Below are 19,378 nucleotides of genomic sequence, written 5' to 3'. Positions count from 1 at the left end.
ATTTGAACATGGTGAGATGGGGATTGCGAATATACTCTATACATTTCTTTGCACTATAATCGCTGCTTTTGCCATCATCTCAAAAACCTGTTGTAATAAGTTCAGTTGAATACTGTGCGAATCCGATGACTCTCACTAAGGTTGTGATGCCATCCCCCTCAGGAACATGAATCAATCCTTGTCTAATCGAACGAACACGGTATATCTTCATAGATATTAGAAGGAACAGAGGGAACCATTGTTCACGGTTAAAGATTATCGGAAGAATATTTCCGACTCCCTCTTCGTGATGAAGTTGGAGATGGCATGTTGCCAACTTTTCCCGGCTTTCCGGATGCGCCGACAACGGTGACTACGGAAGGGTTGAATAACGTATAAAGTCGGTTGCTATGTTTCATTGCACCGCAAATGGAGCTTAGGGTGAACGAGGATACATTGGAAACACTTCAACAATCAATTCATCATGCATTTTCACACATCAATCATTTACAAACGGCGCTTACTCACAGTTCTTATGCCAATGAAAATCATGGTGTTGCTGAACACAATGAACGCCTTGAATTTTTAGGGGATGCAGTCCTTGAGCTATGTGTCTCTCAAGAACTCTATGCTCGATTTCCCGATGCTCCCGAAGGAGCTCTAACCCGTATGCGCTCTAAACTCGTCAACGAGCGAAGCTTAGCCGAGCTTGCCAGACGACTTGACCTCAGCGAGTATGTCTATCTCGGCAAAGGAGAAGAGGTCCAAGGAGGACGAGAGCGACCGTCACTATTGAGTGATGTTGTAGAAGCAATATTTGGAGCCATATTTCTCGACGCCGGTTTCGACGCCGCTCGACACACCATCCTCATGCTGTTCAAGGACAAATGGCCTGTGACACTGGCTCCTCCCAAAGCAAAAGACTATAAAAGCCGCTTACAGGAATATACCCAAAGTCATTTCAAAGAACGTCCTCTATATGCCTTGGCACGAAGTTTTGGTCCCGAACATGCTAAAATGTTTGAAGTTGAACTTCGCCTTCCCGACGGAAACACCATGACAGCGACAGGGACAAGTGTCAAAAAAGCACAACAACTCGTAGCAAAACAAGCCCTTGCGAGATACGATCCAGAAAGAGCTTCATGAACCGCCAGGGAGGGACCCCACTGGTCCCATCTCCCTGGCCATTTCATGAAATCCATTCTGCGAATTAACCACCGATAAGCTGCATTGCCATCTTAGGCAGCGAGTTGGCCTGCGCCAACATGGCGACAGCAGACTGTGTCAAAATCTGGTTACGCACAAATTCCGTCATTTCGGTCGCGACATCCACATCCGAAATACGCGATTCTGCGGACTGCAAGTTCTCAGACTGAATCTGCAGATTGGAGATGGTGTTTTCCAGGCGGTTCTGAAGTGCACCAAGAGCAGCTCGGATCTTATCCTTGGAGATAATAGCCTGCTGGATAGCGTCCAAAGCATTCTGCGCAAGTTCCTGGGTCGAGATGCTGTTGCCGGCCGTATTGCCGCCCGCTGCGAGTCCCAGACCAAACGCCGATGCCGTGGCGTTCCCGATATTGACGTAGTAGTAGTCTTCGTTGCTATCGTTGCCGGTACCGAAGTGAACTTTCAACTGCCCAGTCGGATTCAACCCGGAACCGTCATGGTTTGTACTCGACAGGTTCCCGTTAAGCAAATGAATACCGTTGAAGTCAGTTGCCATCGCGATTCGGGTAATTTCCGAAGCCATGGCTTGATATTCCGAATCAATAATCAAACGTTGAGACGAGGTATACGTACCCGTTGCGGCTTGTTCAGCCAACTCTTTCATACGGATGAGCTTTTCATCGATGATCGAAAGCGCACCGTCGGCGGTTTGTATCATAGAAATCGCATCGTTAGCGTTGCGGATACCTTGGTTCAAGGTTGCAATGTCGGCCCGCATGAGCTCACGAATAGCCAGTCCGGCCGCGTCATCGGCCGCAGTGCCAATTCGAAGCCCGGACGACAGACGTCGGGTAGATACAGCCAGATCCCCGTAAGCACTCGACAAGTTTCTTGCGGCATTCATAGCCATCAAGTTGTGATTAATGACCAGGGACATCAGAACCTCCTTGTTTATCCTGACGGACAATCCTTGTTTTGCATTGAGTCAAGCACAAGCTATGCCAATTGAAATTTACTTTAAAAATACAGCCAATTAGAGACACAAATATCGACTGGGAAAACTTTGCATCCCTCTAAAGAGGTCATTTCTTCCCTATTATGCCGCATATTTGGCGCTCATGAGCGGCATCATTTGGCCGCGATCTCAGTTCCCGGCCAAATTTGCAGCATGACGGAGCAGAGAAAGCTGTCATAGCTTTGTCATTCTTCTTATCGATTCTCCCCAAACAGTAAGTTCCCCCATTGAGGGACCGGGTAGTGTACAACAATGTTCCAGCCTCTTTTTCAACGAAGAGACGGCATCTATTTCTGTGGGAGCACCGTGTTATGACGGAAAAAACATTGCTGAAAAGCATTGTGACGTATTCATCCCGGCGGGAGGTGATTTTTCATCAAACAGACAAAAAAATCGGCCCCAATCTCTGGTAAGATCAGGGCCGAGAGAACAAGACAAGAAGGAGGAATTAACGCTTCAGCTGGATAACTTCGCCAAGCATCGTATCGGTCGTCGTAATGACTTTACTGTTGGCCTGGAAGCCACGTTGAGTCAAAATCATGTCCGTCATTTCTGTGGCCATATCCACGTTGGACGCTTCGAGCGTATAAGACGCCATTGCTCCGAATTGGCCGCTGTTAGCCCGTCCTTCAAGCGCCTGGCCGGATTCAATCGTTTCGGAGTACAAGTTGCCGCCTTCACGACGCAATCCCCACGGACTGTTGAAGTCGACCAAGGTCAGTGCATACAGTTCTTGGACCTGCCCATTGGAATACCGCCCCGTCAACACACCATCCGTATCCACGGCCACGCCCTGAAGGATTCCCGGAGGATAACCGTCTTGTGACGTATAGAGCGTAGACGAAGAGATCCCATAGTTCGTCGTCGAATTTGCATTTCGAGTGAGGGTATCTTGATTAAAGCCAGGAATATTGGCCGCATCTGTCCCGACGTCGGCTGCACTCGTTACGCCAGCTGGAACCACAAAGCCGTTGACATCTTCCAAGCCGAGATTCAGTGAAATAGAGACACTGTTATCCCCATCCGTGGAACTGCCGTTGGTCACATCTCGGAAGTTCATGGTGAACTCGGGATATCCCGATGTCCCCACAGTAGCCGGAGTCCATTGATCCAATCCAAAGCTTGGCGGAGTACCGGCTGTTGAAGCTGCATCGCTCGCTAAAGTGAAGGCGCTCATATTCATGAGTTTGCCCGTATCGTCAAAAGCCAGCGTTCCCATCATCACCAGACCAGCTTGAGCCGTGGTAGACAATTCGACACCAGACCCATCATCAGGCAATACACGGCCGTCTTCTTCCGGGTCTCCGGCAACAGCAAATTGCCAGTATTCAGTGCCATCTTCTTCACTGACTTTGTCATAATAGACACTGACGTCGTGGGCTTCCCCTTTTTGGTCATACACCTTGATAGTCGTCTGATAAGAGAACGCCGTATCAGGCAACGGATCTTCATTCGGTTTTGTCGGGTCGTAATTATACTTCTCATAAAGAGAAAAATAAGGATTACCCGTTGTGCTCTCCGTCTGCCTCTCGGATGACGTATCAAGATTGGTAATGATACTTAAATTCCGCGTTGCTTCGGCTGGAATTTGATACAGATCAAGCTGGACATCTGTGCTCGTTCCGACGATGGGCACTTGATCGTACGTAATGCCAGCGACACGATCAGCACGTACCTTGTCCTGGTCTACAGCCCATCCCTGGACCTTGTAACCGTGCGTGTCAACAAGATAGCCATCGGCATCGAATGTGAAGTCGCCAGCGCGGGTGTAGTAATTCTGTCCTTCATCAGTCTGGACTTTGAAGAAACCGTCGCCGTTGATGGCAAGATCGGTGGCTTCGTTGGTCGACTCCAGCCCTCCAAGGCTGAAGTCCGTCAGCACATCGGCAATTCCGACGCCCATGCCTACTTGCGAGATGCCCGCGGAAGTACTGATATCATGACTCAACAAGTCTTCAAACTCCATCCGGGACGACTTATATCCGACAGTCGATACGTTGGCCAGGTTGTTGCCAATCACGCCCATCTTCTCTCCGTGCGCGACCATGCCGGTAACACCCGTCCACATTGCCGTGTTCAGTCCCATGATTTCCTCCTCTTCAATTCACAAGCGGCGCGTGGTCAACTAGCCGAAAATCGAGGCCACCGCGCTGGAAACACCGCTGACAAAATTGCTGACTGCATCAACCGCCGTTTCAGCGCCGTCAACGACACTCTTGGCCACGGATTCGGCCACGGTTTCACTTTCGGCTGCGGTTGTGTCGTCGTCGGAATCAGAACTGTCGTCATTAGAACTGTCGTCACCCGATTCCGTCTTTGTTGTGGTAGTATCGGCTTTCACCACTTCAACTATATTTGAAAATTCAATCAGACGACCATCATCCAATCTAAACTTATACCCAGAACCATCGTTTTCAAGCGCATCAATAGTACCAGTCACTTCCATGCCGACTAAGACAGCCTCACCAGCGCCATCTTCTGCCGCAATAGAAATTTCATAGGTTCCATCATCAGCTTTTTTACCATTCCAATCCAAGCCATCCCATTGATATTCAAATGTTCCGGCTCCAACGTTAGTCAATTCTTCAGTCCGAATAATATTTCCATTTTCATCAAAAACATTAATAACCATATTTGCAGCGGACTCATCAAGCGTATAAAAGACAGTGCTGATGTCATCGCCCGACTTTGTAACCGCATCACCTTCAGCGCGAACTTCTTTCCCGAGAAGGTTCAGAGAATTAACCACGCTTTGCTGCACTGTGGACGTTGTCAGCGTGTCAATGGAATTCGTCATATTCGTGAGCTGTTCAAGACTGGAGAATTGGGCCAACTGGCTCACGAATTCCGTATCATCCATAGGATTCAAGGGATCCTGGTACTGCAACTGAGTCACAAGCAACTCAAGAAAATCATTTTTGTCGAGCGAAGAAGTCGCTGTCGACTGCGAAGCGGTATATTCACTCAAGAGACTTGACGCTTCAGTGCTGCTAATACTCATGGCCGCAATTCTCCTTAGAGGTTAGGCAAAAAGATCAAGTCCGCTCTGGGAAACTTTTGCCATTTCACTCTCTCCTTGCATATTCTGGACCACACCTACATTCCCAGAAGCACCGAGCAATAATTTCCTTGATGTACGCAATCTGTCCATCAGCTCTCTTTGCTCTCGCGCTTGGTTATGCTGTTGGCTTCCCTGCCATGACGACGAGGTATCTTGCGGAAGCCCCGTCTGCACTTCAAGCTTGGCCACCTTCAGTCCCTGTTGTTCCAAAGTCTGCTTCAGGTGATGCAAATTCTCCGAAATGACCTTCGCAGCTTCAGGTGAATCAGCTCTGATGGTCGCTTGGACTTCTTTATTCTTCGCCTGCAGAACAATATTCAGGTTGCCATATTCTTCAGGCGATAAATTCACAGAAAGCTGCTTAACTCCCTGACTCAAGCTCTTGAGCATGCCGGTTTCAACCTGGCGCAACACACGAGCTTGCAACAAGGCATCTGATCGTCCAGCCTGCACACCATTCTTCAGAGAAGATGAAAAGTTAGACAGCGTTGTTCCATTCCCCAAGCCAGATATGTCCTGCGTTCGCACAGAACCATCAAGACGAATCTTGCTCATAAACTGGGAAAGAACCTCCCCGTCCGCGTTTTCGCTGCCTTCTTTTCCCTGCGCTGCGGCAAGTTGTGCATCCTGATTTTGTTTGAACAAGGAGTCACCATTCTTGTCTTTGCCATTGGGATGTTGGCCTTGTTCACCGTTTTTCTGTGTCTGTGCGACCTTGGAGGCATCAGTATTTTCTGTTGTCATGGCGCCAACCTTGTGATTGACCCCATCTTCACGATTATTGGAGTTGGCTTGGTTGGACTTGCGGGCCTTGGCGGCCTCCATGGCTTCGGCAATACGTTCTCCGAATTGACCGAGCGACTTGTCCAGCTCGATATTCTTGTCCTGCAATTCACCTTTGATGACGAGCAAAGCTTTTTGCATGCCTTCAGGGGTAACGTCCAAACCTGAAATTTCACGGAACAGGCTCGTTAAGCGTTTCATGGAATCACCGGACAACTCCAACGCTCGACCGAATGCTTCAGCTTCATCCGCACTGAACGTCATCGACAGGTCCGAAGGTAACGAACCGATCTTATCCGCTACAGCCATGAAGACGGCTTTATGTTCACCATTCTCCAACTTGGTTAAGAGCTTTTGTGCTTCGTCAGGAGTAAAGCCGAGCTTGTCGAACAAAGAAAGAATTTGGCGCTTATCTTCGTCGCTCAAGTTCGCCTTGTCCTTTCCTCCGCCAGCAGCTTCACGGACATCTTCAATCAATTCCTGCCATGTCATGCCCTCTTCGCTATTCACCTTTTCATCGAGGGCAACCAAAGCTTCTTCACTTAAACCGGCATCACGCAAGTCAGAGCGCAACCCGGCAAAATCTTCCTGCGTGACTCGTTCAGTCAATATGGAGGAGGTGGACACGTCTAATGCCGAAGGCGAACCCGAATCCGTACTCACCGTCGACCCCATCAACGAAAGAGCCATATCGTACGTTGCAGCCTGGAGTTCGTTCTCCAAAACACCGTCAAACAGCGCACTGCCTTGACGTGTATTGGTTGATACGGATTGTCCGATCATGGTGTCTCGGCGACCAGCATCAAACAAAGCGGGAAATAATTGCATGACCTTCCTCCTTGCCCCATACCAATACAAGAGCCGTTCCAGAATTAACCATCACTGTTTTGCCGGACTCCAAACATAAACGCGCCCGAAGAGAATCTCTTCGGGCGCGTTTATGATGTTTTTCTTTAAAAAGAGTCGAGTGATCTAACTCAGATTCTTCATCTGAGCATACCAACTGCTCGAATTTTCAAGCAAACTATTAATACGGCTGACCATCTTATGCGGATCGGACAAGTACCCTTCCATGAGGAGCGCCGATTCGTAGAGCTGTTCAACGGCTGTAGAGATAAACGGATCGGAGGGACTATTTTGGTGAATCCGAATCAGATTGCGGATCAGCGGATGATCTTTGTTGATCTCCAGCACCTTTTTCGGAACGGAAGTATCTTTCGTCACAAGGCGCATAATTTTCTGCATGTGCGACGTCACGTCTCCATCAGGGCTCACGAGACAAGAAGGACTCTTGGACAAACGCTCGGACAGTCGAACATCGGTGACCTTGTCGCCCAAAATCTGCCGGATTTCTCCGATCAGCGCATCAAGATCAGTCTTCCCTTTTTCATCCAATTCCTCAACCGGCTTCTCGTCTTCGGCAGCGTCGGCGAAGTCTTTGAGTGCGGCCGTGTCCACATGTTCTGCCGATTTGAGATCGAAATCCTTATACTTGCGGAGTGCATCCATAATGAATTCGTCAATGGGCTCAAACAGGTACAGCACCTCAATGCCTTTCTTTCGGAAGATCTCCATATGCGGAGTCAATTCCAAAGCGTCGCGGCTCGGACCGGAAAGGTAGTAGATTTCTGTCTGCCCTTCCTTCATACGTCCAACATAATCTTCAAACGAGACAAGCTCATCGCTCTTTTCCATGGACGAAGAATTAAAGCGAACAAGTTCCGCAAAATCGTCACGGTTGGCGTAATCGCTATATCCGAGCTTAAAGGTCTTTTCATGCGCTTTAAAAAACGTAGCGTATTTTTCCGCGTCGTCTTTCGCCAACTTTTTCAGACGATTCAATGCCTGTTTCGTAACGGTCGATGCAATTTTTCGCAGAACAACATTTTCCTGCAGGGTTTCACGCGAAATATTGAGTGGTAAATCTTCGGTATCGACCACCCCTTTGATGAAACCAAGGTATTCAGGCAACAGTTCTTCAGCCTGTCGCTGGATGAGAACACGACGGACATAAAGATCTAATCCGTAGTCCTTGTTGTACGCGCCAAACATGTCCATGCTATGTTCCGGAACAAACAGCAAAGACGTGAACTGCACGGGAGCATCGACCTGGATATGGATGGTCTCCATGGGCGCGTTGGAATCATACGTAAGAAATTTGTAGAATTCTTCGTATTGTTCTTTCGTAACCGATGTTTTGGGTTCACGCCATAACGCGGCAATGGTGTTGACTTTCTCGTCAGCCACGAGAATGGGGAAGGAAATGAAGCTCGAATGGGTCTTGATAATGCTCTTGATACGATCGACATCCGCAAATTCTTCGGTCGAAGACTTCAGATGAATCTCAATGGTTGTGCCACGCGCAATATCGCCCTGCGCTGGTTCCATGGAGAACGATCCCAACCCATCGGAAATCCATGCCATCGGTTGTGCATCGGGCTGAGCCGAACGTGTGGTCAAAACAACTTTGTCCGCGACCATGAACACAGAATAAAAGCCAACACCGAATTTCCCGATAATTCCACTGGCGTCGCCCTGCTGCTCTGTCACAGACTTCAAAAAGTCCGCCGATCCCGACTTGGCAATCGTTCCGATATGGTCGACAAGCTCACTTTCGGTCATCCCGATCCCCGTATCTTTGATCGTGATGACTTTTTTCTCAGTGTCGACAGATATGGCAATATTGAGTTCTGTGTCGGGCTCAATGACGTCCTGGCCGCTCTGCTGAAGAAACCGAACCTTGTCCAGGGCGTCCGAAGCGTTGGAAATGAGTTCGCGGAGAAAAATTTCGCGGTTGGTGTAGATGGAGTGCGTAATGATCTCGAGCAGTTGTTTAATTTCGGCTTTGAACTCGTACGTTTTGCTCGCTTGACTCTCGGACATGATTCTCCTCGTCTATGCTGTGTTTTGTAACTGATTGCCTCTTTGCAATCAGCCCGTTAACAAAATAACCGTCCTCAGACGATCACACGGAAATGAGGTCGGAAGTCCCCGTACTCACATGCGACGTCTTTTTTCGTTTCCTCACGAAACATACGAAGACGACACGCCCGGCAACGCCGGGCAAGCCTCAAGGCCGCACGATATGCGACCAAACATGAAAAATATGAAACCGAAACACTCTCCTCACGGCGTTCTCACATTGAGAAAAAGCGTCTTCGACGGTCTCATGCCGCTCAAAAGGAAATTTGACCGGCATTGAAATAAGTAATGGATCGATTTTGTCAAGGGCAGAGTCCAAAGAGTTGTATATATTACGACCTCGTACATGAGATTGTTTTCAATCTATGTTGCAAATCTACGAAAAAAACAGGTATGAATACTCATTCCAATGTCATTGCGAAGAGTAACGACTCTCATACCGATACAAGAAAGAAACCGTCTGATCAGGAAGTATTTTATGACCCCATTTATTACTGCATTTCGTCAAATCATGATGTCTTCTCTCATCTGTATTGCTGCCGTACTCAGTTATCCAACATTTGGGCTAGCACAAAGCTGTGGCCTTGCATCCGACGCATTGAAACTCTGGCCGATGTCCGACGGAGGCAATGGTCACTCGTACCAAGTTGCGATTGCGGTATTACCGCTCACATGGCCGGAAGCAGAACGAGCCGCTCGTCTGGCAGGAGGCTATTTGGCCACCATCGAATCAAGCCAAGAGAACGATTTCGTTTTTTCGCTTATTGATAACGCGCTCTCATGGACACTCGATGTCGGGCCGTTTTTGGGTGGTATCGGAACTCCAGATGGCACTCTTGCCTGGATCACAGGAGAACCGTTTACATACAGCAATTGGGGAAAAGGAGAGCCCGTAACCGTTTCGCCAGATGATATCATCGCGTATGCCCGCTCTGCGGAAAGTCGCTCAAACAGTTGGCAACTCGTATCGCAATCCACCCTGGCGAGAGCCTATGTTATCGAATTTGACGAGAACACTCCGCGGCTCGGTCGTCCCTACCTGCGGGTCATCAATGCCAGTGGCCAAAGTTTCGTTTTGCAGCCTGGTCCAGGTGCCAACGATGGCACCGATGACGGTTCGAGAGAAGCAGGCAAGGACGCGTGGACCGAATCCTGTCACCCCGATACCAATCATGGCTCTTCGGAATCTTTACTCGCATCAATGACAAGTGGCTGTGATTCGTGTGGCGGCACACAAAAAACATACATCCGCTTCAACTTGGACGGTTTGCCTACCCCAATGGACAATGCCCTTCTCGGCTTTTATTTCCTTGGCAAAGGCTCGTGTGATGAACATTGCAATATCAACTTCAGTATAGTCGGATTAACATCGGACTGGAATGAAATGACCATCACAGCAAACACTGCTCCCAGTGAAATGAGTGCTTCGCTGGATGATGTTGTCCCCATTTCAGCACCTTCAAACCCTGAATTCATTGAGATCCCCATCCCTCATCTTTATGAATATTGGAAAGAGAACCCCAATGCCAATTACGGCCTGGTTATTGAATCCACATATAGTGGCTGCAATACGACTGCGGCACGGTTTGCCGTGTCGTCGTCCGACCTTGTACCGGCTGTCACTTCGCTTTATCCCCTACCGAACGATAAATATGCCAGCATAAACAGCGTTATATCGGCGACCTTTGCAGTTGATCTCGCAACAACATCTGTTAACGCAACGACATTTATGGTATATGATGAATACAATATTCCTATTCCAGGAACCGCTATTTATGACACAGTGACGAGAACCGCAAGCTTTACTCCGAGTTATAGCCTTGTCGAAAATAAACAGTACACAGCTGTTCTCGATACCGCGATAGAAGATGCAGACAACAACTTTATATTATGCTCGGATATTGTCTGGAAATTTTTTACCAATGATATAACTGAGGCTCGAGCATATTACCCACTGAACGGAACGCTAAAAGACGCGGCCGGCAATTATGGTGACGCAGTGGTCGCCTCGGGGTCTTTGAAGTATGTGCCAGGCCAAATCGGTTTGGCTGCGCAATTCGACGGCGCCATGTATCTTCAAACGCCGGTCCCGATTCAAACTCCACCGTTAGCGTATGCGTTGTGGTTTCAGACAACGACCGTTCTCGGCTATCAAACGTTGCTCGACTCCAGTACGGACGCAGACACCGGATACGGACTCCATCTCAATCTCGACGATGGGGTCTTCGCTGTGTCTACTCCAGATGGATTTCGAAATACAACAGTGCCCGTCCCTATAGGCATGTGGACGCATGTCGCCATGTCGGTGGCCAACGAAGAAATCCGTATCTACCTCAACGGCGAGTTACGCGAAATGCTTCCCTTGACAACCTCGTCGATGTTGACGGGTATTCCAATGCAGATGGGGCACCACACAACAAGCGATCCCAAGTGGTTCTCCGGGAAAATGGACCAAGTTCGGGTTTATAACAGACAACTCCTTGGCTCAGACGTTCGAGAACTCTACCTGAGCGGAAGCAAGCTGGATATTTTACCGGTTATTATCAATTTGCTTACGGCCACTGAGACGGGGGGGGGCTTGTCGGGAACAACACGGTAACCGTGGTCCCTTCTCCTTCGGACGTGGTCATTTCGATGGACCCACCATGCGTCTCTGCAATGAGCTTGGCACCGTAAGTACCGAGGCCGGTGCCGTCTTGCTTGCCACATGTGGTATATTTCTCAAAAAACGTTTCCCGTACGGCGTCACTCACCACACCGGCATTGTGAACGCTGACGCTAGCCTGCGTCGCTCTGCTCAGACGAATAGTGACATCTTGACCTTCTTGAGAGGCTTCGACCGCATTTTTCACAAGGTTCGCCAGCATGGTGTAGCACAGGATTTCTTCTCCAAAAATGACAAACGTATCGTCAGGTTGACGAGAACGACCTCCGACAAGAACAACCATCTCAACTTCTAATGCGGAAAACAAACCAGATAAATCCGAGTGAATTTTATCCAAAACCGGGAGGAGATCCAAAGGTTCTGTCAAAAGAGGGTAGGATTTTTTTTCCATCTTATAGAGAGAAAGCGACAAGTTGATCATATCAAGCATGCGGTATCCCGCGTCTTGGATCAGTCCTAACATCTCTTGTTGACGTGGAGTGAAGTCATCAGATTGCAAAAGCAATTTGGGCAAGGTCAAAATGGCATTGAGCGGCGACTTGAGATCATGGCGTGTCATGCGCTCCATGTCTTCGCGCAGATCATCGGCTCGTTTTCTATCCGTAATGTCTACAAGAACACTTGTAAAAATCTCGCAAAAATGCTCGAGGAAATCCGTATCTTTGTCTTCACCGAAACGTTCGGGATTGCGACTGGCAAAGCCCAAAATGCCTATCACACGACAGGGATCGTATTTATCCACCATAGGATAGAGGAACAAAGAACCATCCAGGAGCCTTGGCTGTTCGCGCAAGATGCGTCCATCAAGAAATCGGGAAGGGTTGTCCACAACGTCGGCGCGAATCATGACGGACTCACGATCAATAAGCAATCGTTTCGCCACACCACGCTCAGGTCCGTCCGCCGGCAAGAGCACTGCCAATTCTGGTCTATCCATCCGATACTCAGGACTCAAAACAAGACTTATGGCATCAAGCTGAAACTCTCCACGTAATCGGCCAAGAACAGGAATAATTTCATCATGGATTTTAATTTGTTGTACCATACGAGAAGCATCACGGAACATGATAAAGACGTTCTGCACAGCCGCATATTGAGCTTTTCCCGCCTCAAAACCTCGAAACAACTTTTCTCGACTGATATCAGCCTGGGCTACCTGATCGCGAAGAACGGCGTTTTCCCGAACCAGGCCATCAACAATATGACCGAGACGATCCAACCGATACAAAAGGCGTTCGGTATCCCCCTGGCGAACAAGCGCTTTGAGTTCTTCTACCGGTGAACTCACAGGCATCTCGGCAGCTCTCTCGTATTCGTTGTGTTTCTTCATTTCTATCAGATCTTGAATTTTCCCAGTTGCTTCGTCAACATATGTTTGCTTTCCCCTAAGGCATACACAACACTCTTGTATCTTGTCATGGTTTTTTGAAGGCAATCCCTTTACAGGGATTTTGTTTTATCATATTGTTGCATCAATGCTTGGGACGGTCCGAAGCAGGTGTTCTGTACCGTAACGGAGGGTAGCTATCGTTAATCAGTATACTCATACCGGGCTACTGAGAGCCCCGATCTGATTCGCCCTTACGCGATGCAGGGCTTTGCCGAAATTTACTCCTTCAGGCAACCCTCACTGGTTGTCCAGCTATGCGTCCCCCGGGCGAATCTCTTTTTGCCCCTCTATTTTTTCCAGCCGAAATATGCCTGCCTTTCTCGTCTTCTCTCCTTCGTTTGGTTGCTGATTTTTTTTTGCAATCACGCCTTAAGTTTTTTTTTTTCTATCCGAAAAGAGTACTGAAGAGTACTTGAAAACGTCATGTTGGCTCCGTCAATAACGGGGTGTTCCGAGTACTGCGTAGCGTAACACATACGAATACAGGCACGAGGAGGTTTGGCATGGCCACCGTCATTTCCATTGACGCGTTCCGTCAGAAGACCAATCCAATGCAACCCGGTGCCCCGCCAGATCAGGCTGAGCGTCCGGTACTGCATGACAAGGACTTCTGGAGTCGAGACTACAGTAAGCTGGAGCACATTGTTTTTGGTGTTCTCAAAATTTCGGAACTGTTGAGCTACTACGTTCCGTACGATGATTCCTGGCATTTTTCCATGTTGTGCCTGCTTGATGCTGCCTATAGACGGGCGCTTGGGGAGGAGACAGCTTTGGCTGATGTGTCCCATTCGCTGAAAGGATATATTCTTGATGCCATGACGGCAGAGAATAAACGCGACTTAAGCGGGGCACTCCTTATTCTCGATTTGGTTGAAAAGTCGCCTTCTGAAAAGGAATCTTCCCAACATTGAAGAGACTTTCGTGCCTGAATCATTCGAAAAGCCGCCAATTTGGCGGCTTTTCGTTTTTTTTCTTTGCGTATGAAAAAATAATTTCACGTATTATTCCAAACAATTTCTTTTGTGATCACAAAAAACATCAGCAACAGTTTGTTTGGATTGACCTTTTCAAGGTTTTCAATCTTTGTTAAATTTTTCTTGAACATCGCCGTCAGTTCGATAGAATGAAAAGAATTTGTTCGTTCCCCAACAATCAAAAGTCCGAAGTCAAGGCCATTTGTAAGGCAACCTGCCGTAACGAGAATCGGCACGACCGAGGAGGAGATGGCAATGCAAAAAAGTACATGGATTTTAACAATGGTTTTATGTTTGCTCGTCATGGGAGCATTCGGTTGCGCCAAGAAACAAACTGCACCCGATACAACCCAGGATGCATCTTGGGAAGAGCAAGAACGTCAACGCCTGGCCCGTGAACGCGAACTCCAGGAACGCCTTGGAAGACTCTCGCAAGAACTCTCCCAAATGGTTTTCTTTGATTTCGATCGCTATGACCTCAAACCCGAAGCGCGTACTATCCTGACGCGCAAGGCTGAAATTTTGCAGTCCAACCCCGATGTCAAACTCATCATCGAAGGTAACTGCGACGAACGCGGCACTGCGGAATACAACCTTGCTTTGGGCGAACGTCGTGCGCGTGCTGCAGCCCAGTACCTGGTGAATCAGGGAGTCACCGCCACCCGGTTGTCGACCCTGAGCTATGGAAAAGAACGTCCCCTCAATCCGGCTCATAACGAAGCTGCCTGGGCGCAAAATCGTCGTGACGAATTCCGGGCAACCTATTAAACATCCCAATCAAAAACGCCGCGCCTTGGAAGGCGCGGCGTTTTTTATGTATGCCTATTTCTGCTCAAGACCGGGATTTCGCCCGGATCCTTTTTGACTATCACCGTCTGGATTGCTCACTTGCTCCGGCCGATTGCTTGATCGTCATGGGAAGTCACGATCTCCGTGTTGCGGATCGTGGCGCCGCATTACTTTCGGCACACATGGCCCCTTTCGCTGTCATCTCCGGCGGTTTCGGCAAACTGACACAAACGCAATTCCATACTACTGAAGCCCGACTCTTTGCCAATCGTATCCTTGAACACGGCATTGAACCGCAACGACTTTTTCTTGAAGAACACAGCACCAACACCGGGGAAAATGTCTGTTTTTCCATGGCATTGCTCAAAGAACGTGGCATACAGCCCAACTCGGTCATTCTTGTCCAAAAACCCTATCTTGAGCGGCGTGCTTTTGCGAGCTTCCGGTATCATTTCCCCGATGTGACCGTCATGACAACATCGCCTCAACTCGATTTTAATGACTATATCGACACCGGAGCCATTTCGGTTGAAGATGTTGTGCATCTCCTGGTTGGTGACACGGAAAGAGTCATGGCGTATCCCGACCTCGGCTTTCAGATTCCACAATACATGCCTGACAAGGTACGCAACGCCTACCTGCACCTGCGAACTCGATTTGCTCAATATCGACTTCGTCACGATCCTCTTTCGAAGTCTTAAAGGTTACGAAACAACCCATACCGTGCAATATTTCGCATCGTGAATAATTCTGCTGGAAACGCTTCCAAATAAAAATTCTTCTGCTTTGGATACGCCTCGACGGCCAACGACCACCGTGCCAATCCCCTCTTTTTCGACAACGTTCAGAATCTCTTTGGCAATGCTCGTTCCCAAACTACACCGATTTTGTTCTCCATCAAGTAACGGCGATGCACAGTCATAAAGATATTCCGTCTCGATATTCTCTCCGGAAATTCCTGTCGATACGATCAAATTCTTGGCCGTATCCATAAACTTCACGACATTTTTGCGAAGTTCATTGCATTCTTCTTTCCACTTCTGCTCGTCGGGGAAAAAATCACGATCCGGTAGGCGTTCAACATATAACAGCTTGATGCTGACCGCCCCGGCATGGGGAAGCATGTCGCTGACATAGCGAACTGCTCGTAAGGAATTCTCCGATCCATCGACAGCAATAAGTATTTTCTTGCATTCCATGACGCCCTCCCGCGGCACAATGCACCGCCGTTATTTCAAAAGGTCAAGGCATGGACGCAGGTCGTCCAAAAATTCCTCTACCGTATCATAAAAGATGTTGGCTCCGGCAGAAAAGTGAAGCAGGACGTTGGAAAGGCGATCAGGAATGTAGTCGAAAATTTTCTTGAGATTCGCCAATCTATGCATGAACATAATGGAAAAATCGTCCGACGTGAGTTTTTTTTCACGCCAAATATCACCATGTTCTTGTGCCAGAGTCACCGCAGAATGCTCTCCCTTGCCTACAATAAAAAGGAGGATATTTCCAAGACCAAACAAGTCGAGTCCAAACGGATTTTCGTGAAAATCAAAAGTATAATCAAAATCAATCCAACGATAAATACCCGTCCCGTATTCAACCCAAAGATGGTCTCTCCGAATGTCACCATGCTTTTCCCGGTGTACATGGAGAAAACGAATAGCTTCGACGGCTTCAATGAATTTTTCTAAAATACCGGGGAGGGACTCATGAAAATACGTCTCATGGTCGATCGCCATATCTTCAATAATAGCATCAAGCTGTTTGCCGTGCACTACGTCAAGGACACGAACCGGATTCCTTTTGCTATCAAGAACAGTCACGCCTTGCATGAAACGAGCGTCTCCGTGAACGAGTTCCAAAATGCGTGCTTCTTTTTGAGGACTTCGAAAACACTGAATACTAAACATTCCGATTTTCATGTCGAATGTTTCATGAAAGACAAGCTTGAGAATCTTGCGTTCCCCCGTCTCAAGCTCCCGACATCGCTTCACCCAGAACTTAGGGTCCTCAATGCCAAATCGACGCTCTGCCTCGTCTCGTAGAACCAGGTAGTGTTTGTCCCCAAGCACAATAACATCACCATAGGAGATGTTACAAAAGTCTGTGGTATCTTCAAGGAGTCTTCCACAGTGTCGAAGGGGGAAATCCGGAACATATTGGGTTAGGATACATCTTGCGCTCTGGTTCATCGTCCGACCTCCCTCTGTGGTCGCCGTAATCCACAATAACGATCATCACCATGCGAAAAACAAATCTCTCTTGCATTGTATATCGTATGGAATCATATGCAAGACATTCTTCTGAGGGACGTCTCATTGTTCGCCTGAGGATCTTTCAATATACCGGACACCAGAACGATATATTGTTATGTCAATTCATGTTCTGCTTTTTTCTTCATTCGAAGTGAATGGCGTGTCTCTTTTTGAACAACATAATGTCGCATAGCCTGGCCAGCTCGAATATAATTTACAACACCTCCACCGAAAAAAAGCATACTGCCAACAATATACTCCCAAGCGACATAGGTAAAAAGCTGATATTTATATGGTGACTCCGGAATCGTCCACAAATATGGAACAGAAGCCACAAGAAAGAGCACAGAACCAGCGATAAAACTAATTGCCGTAGCATTGAGCAATTGTAAGGTGAGAAGAGAGCCGGCAAGCACGATCTGAAGTACATTGATGCAGGCTCCGACAAGAAACAAACCACTTCCAATAATAAAACACAAAGAACCGGCGAGAATAGACTCGTATGAGGGCATAAACAGCACACTTCCAATGAGGAACAAAACGGTACCAATGCAGTAGGTCACTGCTGCAAGAAGTTCAACCATATATTTGAGGTGGTGTATACGTCGTCGCAAATAGACAACCGACTCGACAAGATCATGCACGGATACAATAAGATAGAGTATAGACCCACCGAAAAACAGCTCCGCTCCAATAACTTCATATGCATCGAACGACGGAAGAAAAAAAATACTCCCAACGACGAACGTCACTCCACCGACCAAATAGAGAATCGCATTAATGGACTCCCAAAGGAACTGACGAGGAGAAAGCGTGTCTGTCAGAGCAAAAACACGGCGTCGATTCGTAAATAAATGGGCCACCCCTCCTCCTTTCCTGAAAGCTGAAGTGTAAATGTTTCTTTGCCAGCACCCTACAAAAAAACCGTCGGACTGCGCAATGCAGCCCGACGACTCGCGTTTGGCATGAAACAACTCTCTATGAATTTTTCAATCGTCGATCAAAGTCATATTCTTTGGAGGTCACAAAGTCTTCCACCCGCCGGATACGTTTATCGAGTCGGTCATACTTATCTTTGATTTTCTCCACCGTACGGGTTTTGGAGTGCACATACCCGTCGTACACTTCTTGTTCCCGTTCATCTTTTGGTGGAATAACCGGCTCAGGCTTCAACACAAAGCCGGCGACGATATATGCAATGATAGCTGGCACAAGATGCGATGCAATGACCACAATCACGGCCAAGATACGAACGGCGAAAACCGGAACATCAAGGTAACGGGCCAAACCTTTGCAGACCCCCATGATCATACCGTTTCTGGCCCGGTAGATACGCCGTCGCCGAAGTTCTTCCAGCGATCTCATCGGTCTCTCCTTGTTTTTTCCAGGTCCAAAAGGAGCGTTTCCAGAGCTTCGACTCGGTCATCAAGCCGTGCCAGTCCTTGGTGAATTTCCTGGATGCGCTGTGTATCTTGGCGTTCTCGCTCCAGAATTTCCGGGTCGCGGCCGGACTTGGCGATCTTAATGCCGATAAGGACAATGAGACCAACCAATATGATCCCAATAACGCTCGCTCCGGCAAAGATAACGGAAAAGAAGCCGTGCATGTCTTTTATTCCTTGTCAGTAGATTCTGACGATCCAGCAGGAGAACCGGCCATATTCTTCTTTAACGAAGCCAATTCCCGTTCAATCTCGTCATCGTGCTCAAGCATGCTGAATTTTTCTTCCAAGGTCAAAGGCTCTCCATTGGCCGGACTCCGGCGATTGGGATATTCCCCGGCTAATTCCGCTTCGGCTTCAAGGCGTTCAATCCGATTTTCAAATTGTTCAAAACGGATCAATGTGTCGGTCGAAGACGCGCGACGCATTTCTTGCTTGGCACGCATCTTCCCACGAGCACGCATATGCCGCTGCACCAATGCGCGTTGGCGATCTTTGGCGGATTGAAGTTTTTCTTCCAGTAAGCCGATGTCGGTTCGGTAGCTTTCCACCATTCCTTGGCATTCGGCAACTTCATTGGACAGAGCTTCAGCATCATCTTCATATCGACGCTTTTCCACTAAAGCTTCGCGTGCCAAATCTTCCCGACCCTTTTCCACGGCCAAGCGTGCCTTTTCCAACCATAAATTGGCTTTTTCCGTCGCTCTATCGAGCCCACGTTGGGTTTTGGCTGTTTGCGCCATGGTCTTGGCACAAGCTGCCTTGAGTTCAACCAGCGTGTCTTCCATTTCTTGAATCATAAGCCGAATCATCTTTTCCGGATCTTCGGCCTTATCCAACATAGCGTTAATATTGGAACTGACGATGTCGCTGAATCGAGAGAAAATACCCATAAGGACCTCCTTGATGGTCTTCATTGCATGAAATTAATACGAAACA

At 48.1% G+C, this 19,378-nt stretch carries 17 protein-coding genes; 5 read left to right on the top strand and 12 right to left on the bottom strand.

Annotated elements, in window-relative coordinates; translation table 11 throughout:
• Positions 1-408 precede the first annotated feature (408 nt).
• Positions 409-1,125 (top strand): ribonuclease III, encoded by a 717-nt coding sequence (gene rnc, locus G451_RS0121900; protein ID WP_034643390.1) that lies wholly within the window; start codon positions 409-411, stop codon positions 1,123-1,125.
• 64 nt (positions 1,126-1,189) lie between these two features.
• On the opposite strand, the gene G451_RS0121895 is transcribed toward rnc, so the two are convergent.
• From G451_RS0121895 to htpG, 5 genes are all read right to left on the bottom strand, one after another.
• Positions 1,190-2,083 (bottom strand): flagellin N-terminal helical domain-containing protein, encoded by an 894-nt coding sequence (locus G451_RS0121895; protein ID WP_027185926.1) that lies wholly within the window; start codon positions 2,081-2,083, stop codon positions 1,190-1,192.
• A 526-nt stretch (positions 2,084-2,609) separates the two neighbouring features.
• Entirely contained in the window at positions 2,610-4,247 is a 1,638-nt protein-coding gene (locus tag G451_RS0121885; protein ID WP_027185925.1) for a flagellar hook protein FlgE, read from the bottom strand.
• Positions 4,248-4,286: 39 nt separating this feature from the next.
• Positions 4,287-5,162 carry a flagellar hook assembly protein FlgD gene (locus tag G451_RS31000; protein ID WP_051261762.1) on the bottom strand — a complete coding sequence of 292 codons (876 nt, stop codon included), beginning with the start codon at positions 5,160-5,162 and terminating at the stop codon, positions 4,287-4,289.
• 21 nt (positions 5,163-5,183) lie between these two features.
• Positions 5,184-6,833: a flagellar hook-length control protein FliK gene (locus G451_RS33250; RefSeq protein ID WP_027185924.1), complete on the bottom strand. Its 1,650-nt coding sequence runs from the start codon at positions 6,831-6,833 to the stop codon at positions 5,184-5,186.
• 144 nt (positions 6,834-6,977) lie between these two features.
• Positions 6,978-8,888 (bottom strand): molecular chaperone HtpG, encoded by a 1,911-nt coding sequence (htpG, locus tag G451_RS0121870; protein WP_027185923.1) that lies wholly within the window; start codon positions 8,886-8,888, stop codon positions 6,978-6,980.
• 517 nt (positions 8,889-9,405) lie between these two features.
• Between htpG and G451_RS0121860 the strand changes: the two genes are divergently transcribed.
• The gene (locus G451_RS0121860) at positions 9,406-11,526 is read left to right on the top strand and encodes a LamG-like jellyroll fold domain-containing protein (RefSeq protein ID WP_027185921.1); all 2,121 of its coding nucleotides are present in this window, start codon (positions 9,406-9,408) and stop codon (positions 11,524-11,526) included.
• Here G451_RS0121860 and G451_RS30990 read toward each other — a convergent pair.
• Complete coding sequence (locus tag G451_RS30990) at positions 11,480-12,922, bottom strand: sensor histidine kinase (RefSeq protein ID WP_051261761.1); 1,443 nt, start codon at positions 12,920-12,922, stop codon at positions 11,480-11,482. The genes G451_RS0121860 and G451_RS30990 overlap by 47 nt on opposite strands.
• A gap of 563 nt (positions 12,923-13,485) precedes the next feature.
• Here G451_RS30990 and G451_RS0121850 point away from each other — a divergent pair.
• From G451_RS0121850 to G451_RS0121835, 3 genes are all read left to right on the top strand, one after another.
• Positions 13,486-13,893, top strand: coding sequence for a hypothetical protein (locus G451_RS0121850; RefSeq protein WP_027185920.1), 408 nt, complete (start codon positions 13,486-13,488; stop codon positions 13,891-13,893).
• A 318-nt stretch (positions 13,894-14,211) separates the two neighbouring features.
• The gene (gene pal / locus G451_RS0121840) at positions 14,212-14,724 is read left to right on the top strand and encodes a peptidoglycan-associated lipoprotein Pal (RefSeq protein WP_051261760.1); all 513 of its coding nucleotides are present in this window, start codon (positions 14,212-14,214) and stop codon (positions 14,722-14,724) included.
• A gap of 50 nt (positions 14,725-14,774) precedes the next feature.
• Positions 14,775-15,446 carry a YdcF family protein gene (locus G451_RS0121835; RefSeq protein ID WP_034643388.1) on the top strand — a complete coding sequence of 224 codons (672 nt, stop codon included), beginning with the start codon at positions 14,775-14,777 and terminating at the stop codon, positions 15,444-15,446.
• 3 nt (positions 15,447-15,449) lie between these two features.
• Here G451_RS0121835 and G451_RS0121830 read toward each other — a convergent pair whose 3' ends face one another.
• The 6 genes from G451_RS0121830 to pspA all read right to left on the bottom strand — a co-directional run bounded on the left by G451_RS0121830 (position 15,450) and on the right by pspA (position 19,332).
• Positions 15,450-15,944 carry a universal stress protein gene (locus tag G451_RS0121830; protein WP_027185916.1) on the bottom strand — a complete coding sequence of 165 codons (495 nt, stop codon included), beginning with the start codon at positions 15,942-15,944 and terminating at the stop codon, positions 15,450-15,452.
• Between the two features lie 30 nt (positions 15,945-15,974).
• Positions 15,975-16,934: a protein kinase family protein gene (locus tag G451_RS0121825; protein ID WP_027185915.1), complete on the bottom strand. Its 960-nt coding sequence runs from the start codon at positions 16,932-16,934 to the stop codon at positions 15,975-15,977.
• A gap of 176 nt (positions 16,935-17,110) precedes the next feature.
• Positions 17,111-17,860 carry a YrhK family protein gene (locus G451_RS0121820; RefSeq protein ID WP_027185914.1) on the bottom strand — a complete coding sequence of 250 codons (750 nt, stop codon included), beginning with the start codon at positions 17,858-17,860 and terminating at the stop codon, positions 17,111-17,113.
• 115 nt (positions 17,861-17,975) lie between these two features.
• A complete protein-coding gene (gene pspC, locus G451_RS0121815) occupies positions 17,976-18,362 on the bottom strand; it encodes an envelope stress response membrane protein PspC (protein WP_027185913.1) in 387 nt (128 codons plus the stop codon).
• Positions 18,359-18,604 (bottom strand): hypothetical protein, encoded by a 246-nt coding sequence (locus G451_RS0121810; RefSeq protein ID WP_027185912.1) that lies wholly within the window; start codon positions 18,602-18,604, stop codon positions 18,359-18,361. Before G451_RS0121810 ends, pspC begins: the two co-directional genes overlap by 4 nt.
• Before the next feature lie 5 nt (positions 18,605-18,609).
• A complete protein-coding gene (pspA, locus tag G451_RS0121805; RefSeq protein WP_027185911.1) occupies positions 18,610-19,332 on the bottom strand; it encodes a phage shock protein PspA in 723 nt (240 codons plus the stop codon).
• Between the last annotated feature and the right edge of the window lie 46 nt (positions 19,333-19,378).

The sequence above is a fragment of the Desulfovibrio inopinatus DSM 10711 genome, assembly GCF_000429305.1.
Classification (GTDB): Bacteria; Desulfobacterota; Desulfovibrionia; order Desulfovibrionales; family Desulfovibrionaceae; genus Alteridesulfovibrio; species Alteridesulfovibrio inopinatus.
The sequence above is the reverse complement of the archived record's forward strand: the minus strand, read 5'-3'. Positions and strand labels throughout refer to the sequence as shown.

Excerpts from the sequence above, each read along its gene's own strand:
- rnc (WP_034643390.1), top strand. The coding sequence starts at position 409 with ATGGAGCTTAGGGTGAACGAGGATACATTGGAAACACTTCAACAATCA.
- G451_RS0121895 (WP_027185926.1), bottom strand. The coding sequence starts at position 2,083 with ATGTCCCTGGTCATTAATCACAACTTGATGGCTATGAATGCCGCAAGA.
- G451_RS0121885 (WP_027185925.1), bottom strand. The coding sequence starts at position 4,247 with ATGGGACTGAACACGGCAATGTGGACGGGTGTTACCGGCATGGTCGCG.
- G451_RS31000 (WP_051261762.1), bottom strand. The coding sequence starts at position 5,162 with ATGAGTATTAGCAGCACTGAAGCGTCAAGTCTCTTGAGTGAATATACC.
- G451_RS33250 (WP_027185924.1), bottom strand. The coding sequence starts at position 6,833 with ATGCAATTATTTCCCGCTTTGTTTGATGCTGGTCGCCGAGACACCATG.
- htpG (WP_027185923.1), bottom strand. The coding sequence starts at position 8,888 with ATGTCCGAGAGTCAAGCGAGCAAAACGTACGAGTTCAAAGCCGAAATT.
- G451_RS0121860 (WP_027185921.1), top strand. The coding sequence starts at position 9,406 with ATGACCCCATTTATTACTGCATTTCGTCAAATCATGATGTCTTCTCTC.
- G451_RS30990 (WP_051261761.1), bottom strand. The coding sequence starts at position 12,922 with ATGAAGAAACACAACGAATACGAGAGAGCTGCCGAGATGCCTGTGAGT.
- G451_RS0121850 (WP_027185920.1), top strand. The coding sequence starts at position 13,486 with ATGGCCACCGTCATTTCCATTGACGCGTTCCGTCAGAAGACCAATCCA.
- pal (WP_051261760.1), top strand. The coding sequence starts at position 14,212 with ATGCAAAAAAGTACATGGATTTTAACAATGGTTTTATGTTTGCTCGTC.
- G451_RS0121835 (WP_034643388.1), top strand. The coding sequence starts at position 14,775 with ATGCCTATTTCTGCTCAAGACCGGGATTTCGCCCGGATCCTTTTTGAC.
- G451_RS0121830 (WP_027185916.1), bottom strand. The coding sequence starts at position 15,944 with ATGGAATGCAAGAAAATACTTATTGCTGTCGATGGATCGGAGAATTCC.
- G451_RS0121825 (WP_027185915.1), bottom strand. The coding sequence starts at position 16,934 with ATGAACCAGAGCGCAAGATGTATCCTAACCCAATATGTTCCGGATTTC.
- pspC (WP_027185913.1), bottom strand. The coding sequence starts at position 18,362 with ATGAGATCGCTGGAAGAACTTCGGCGACGGCGTATCTACCGGGCCAGA.
- G451_RS0121810 (WP_027185912.1), bottom strand. The coding sequence starts at position 18,604 with ATGCACGGCTTCTTTTCCGTTATCTTTGCCGGAGCGAGCGTTATTGGG.
- pspA (WP_027185911.1), bottom strand. The coding sequence starts at position 19,332 with ATGGGTATTTTCTCTCGATTCAGCGACATCGTCAGTTCCAATATTAAC.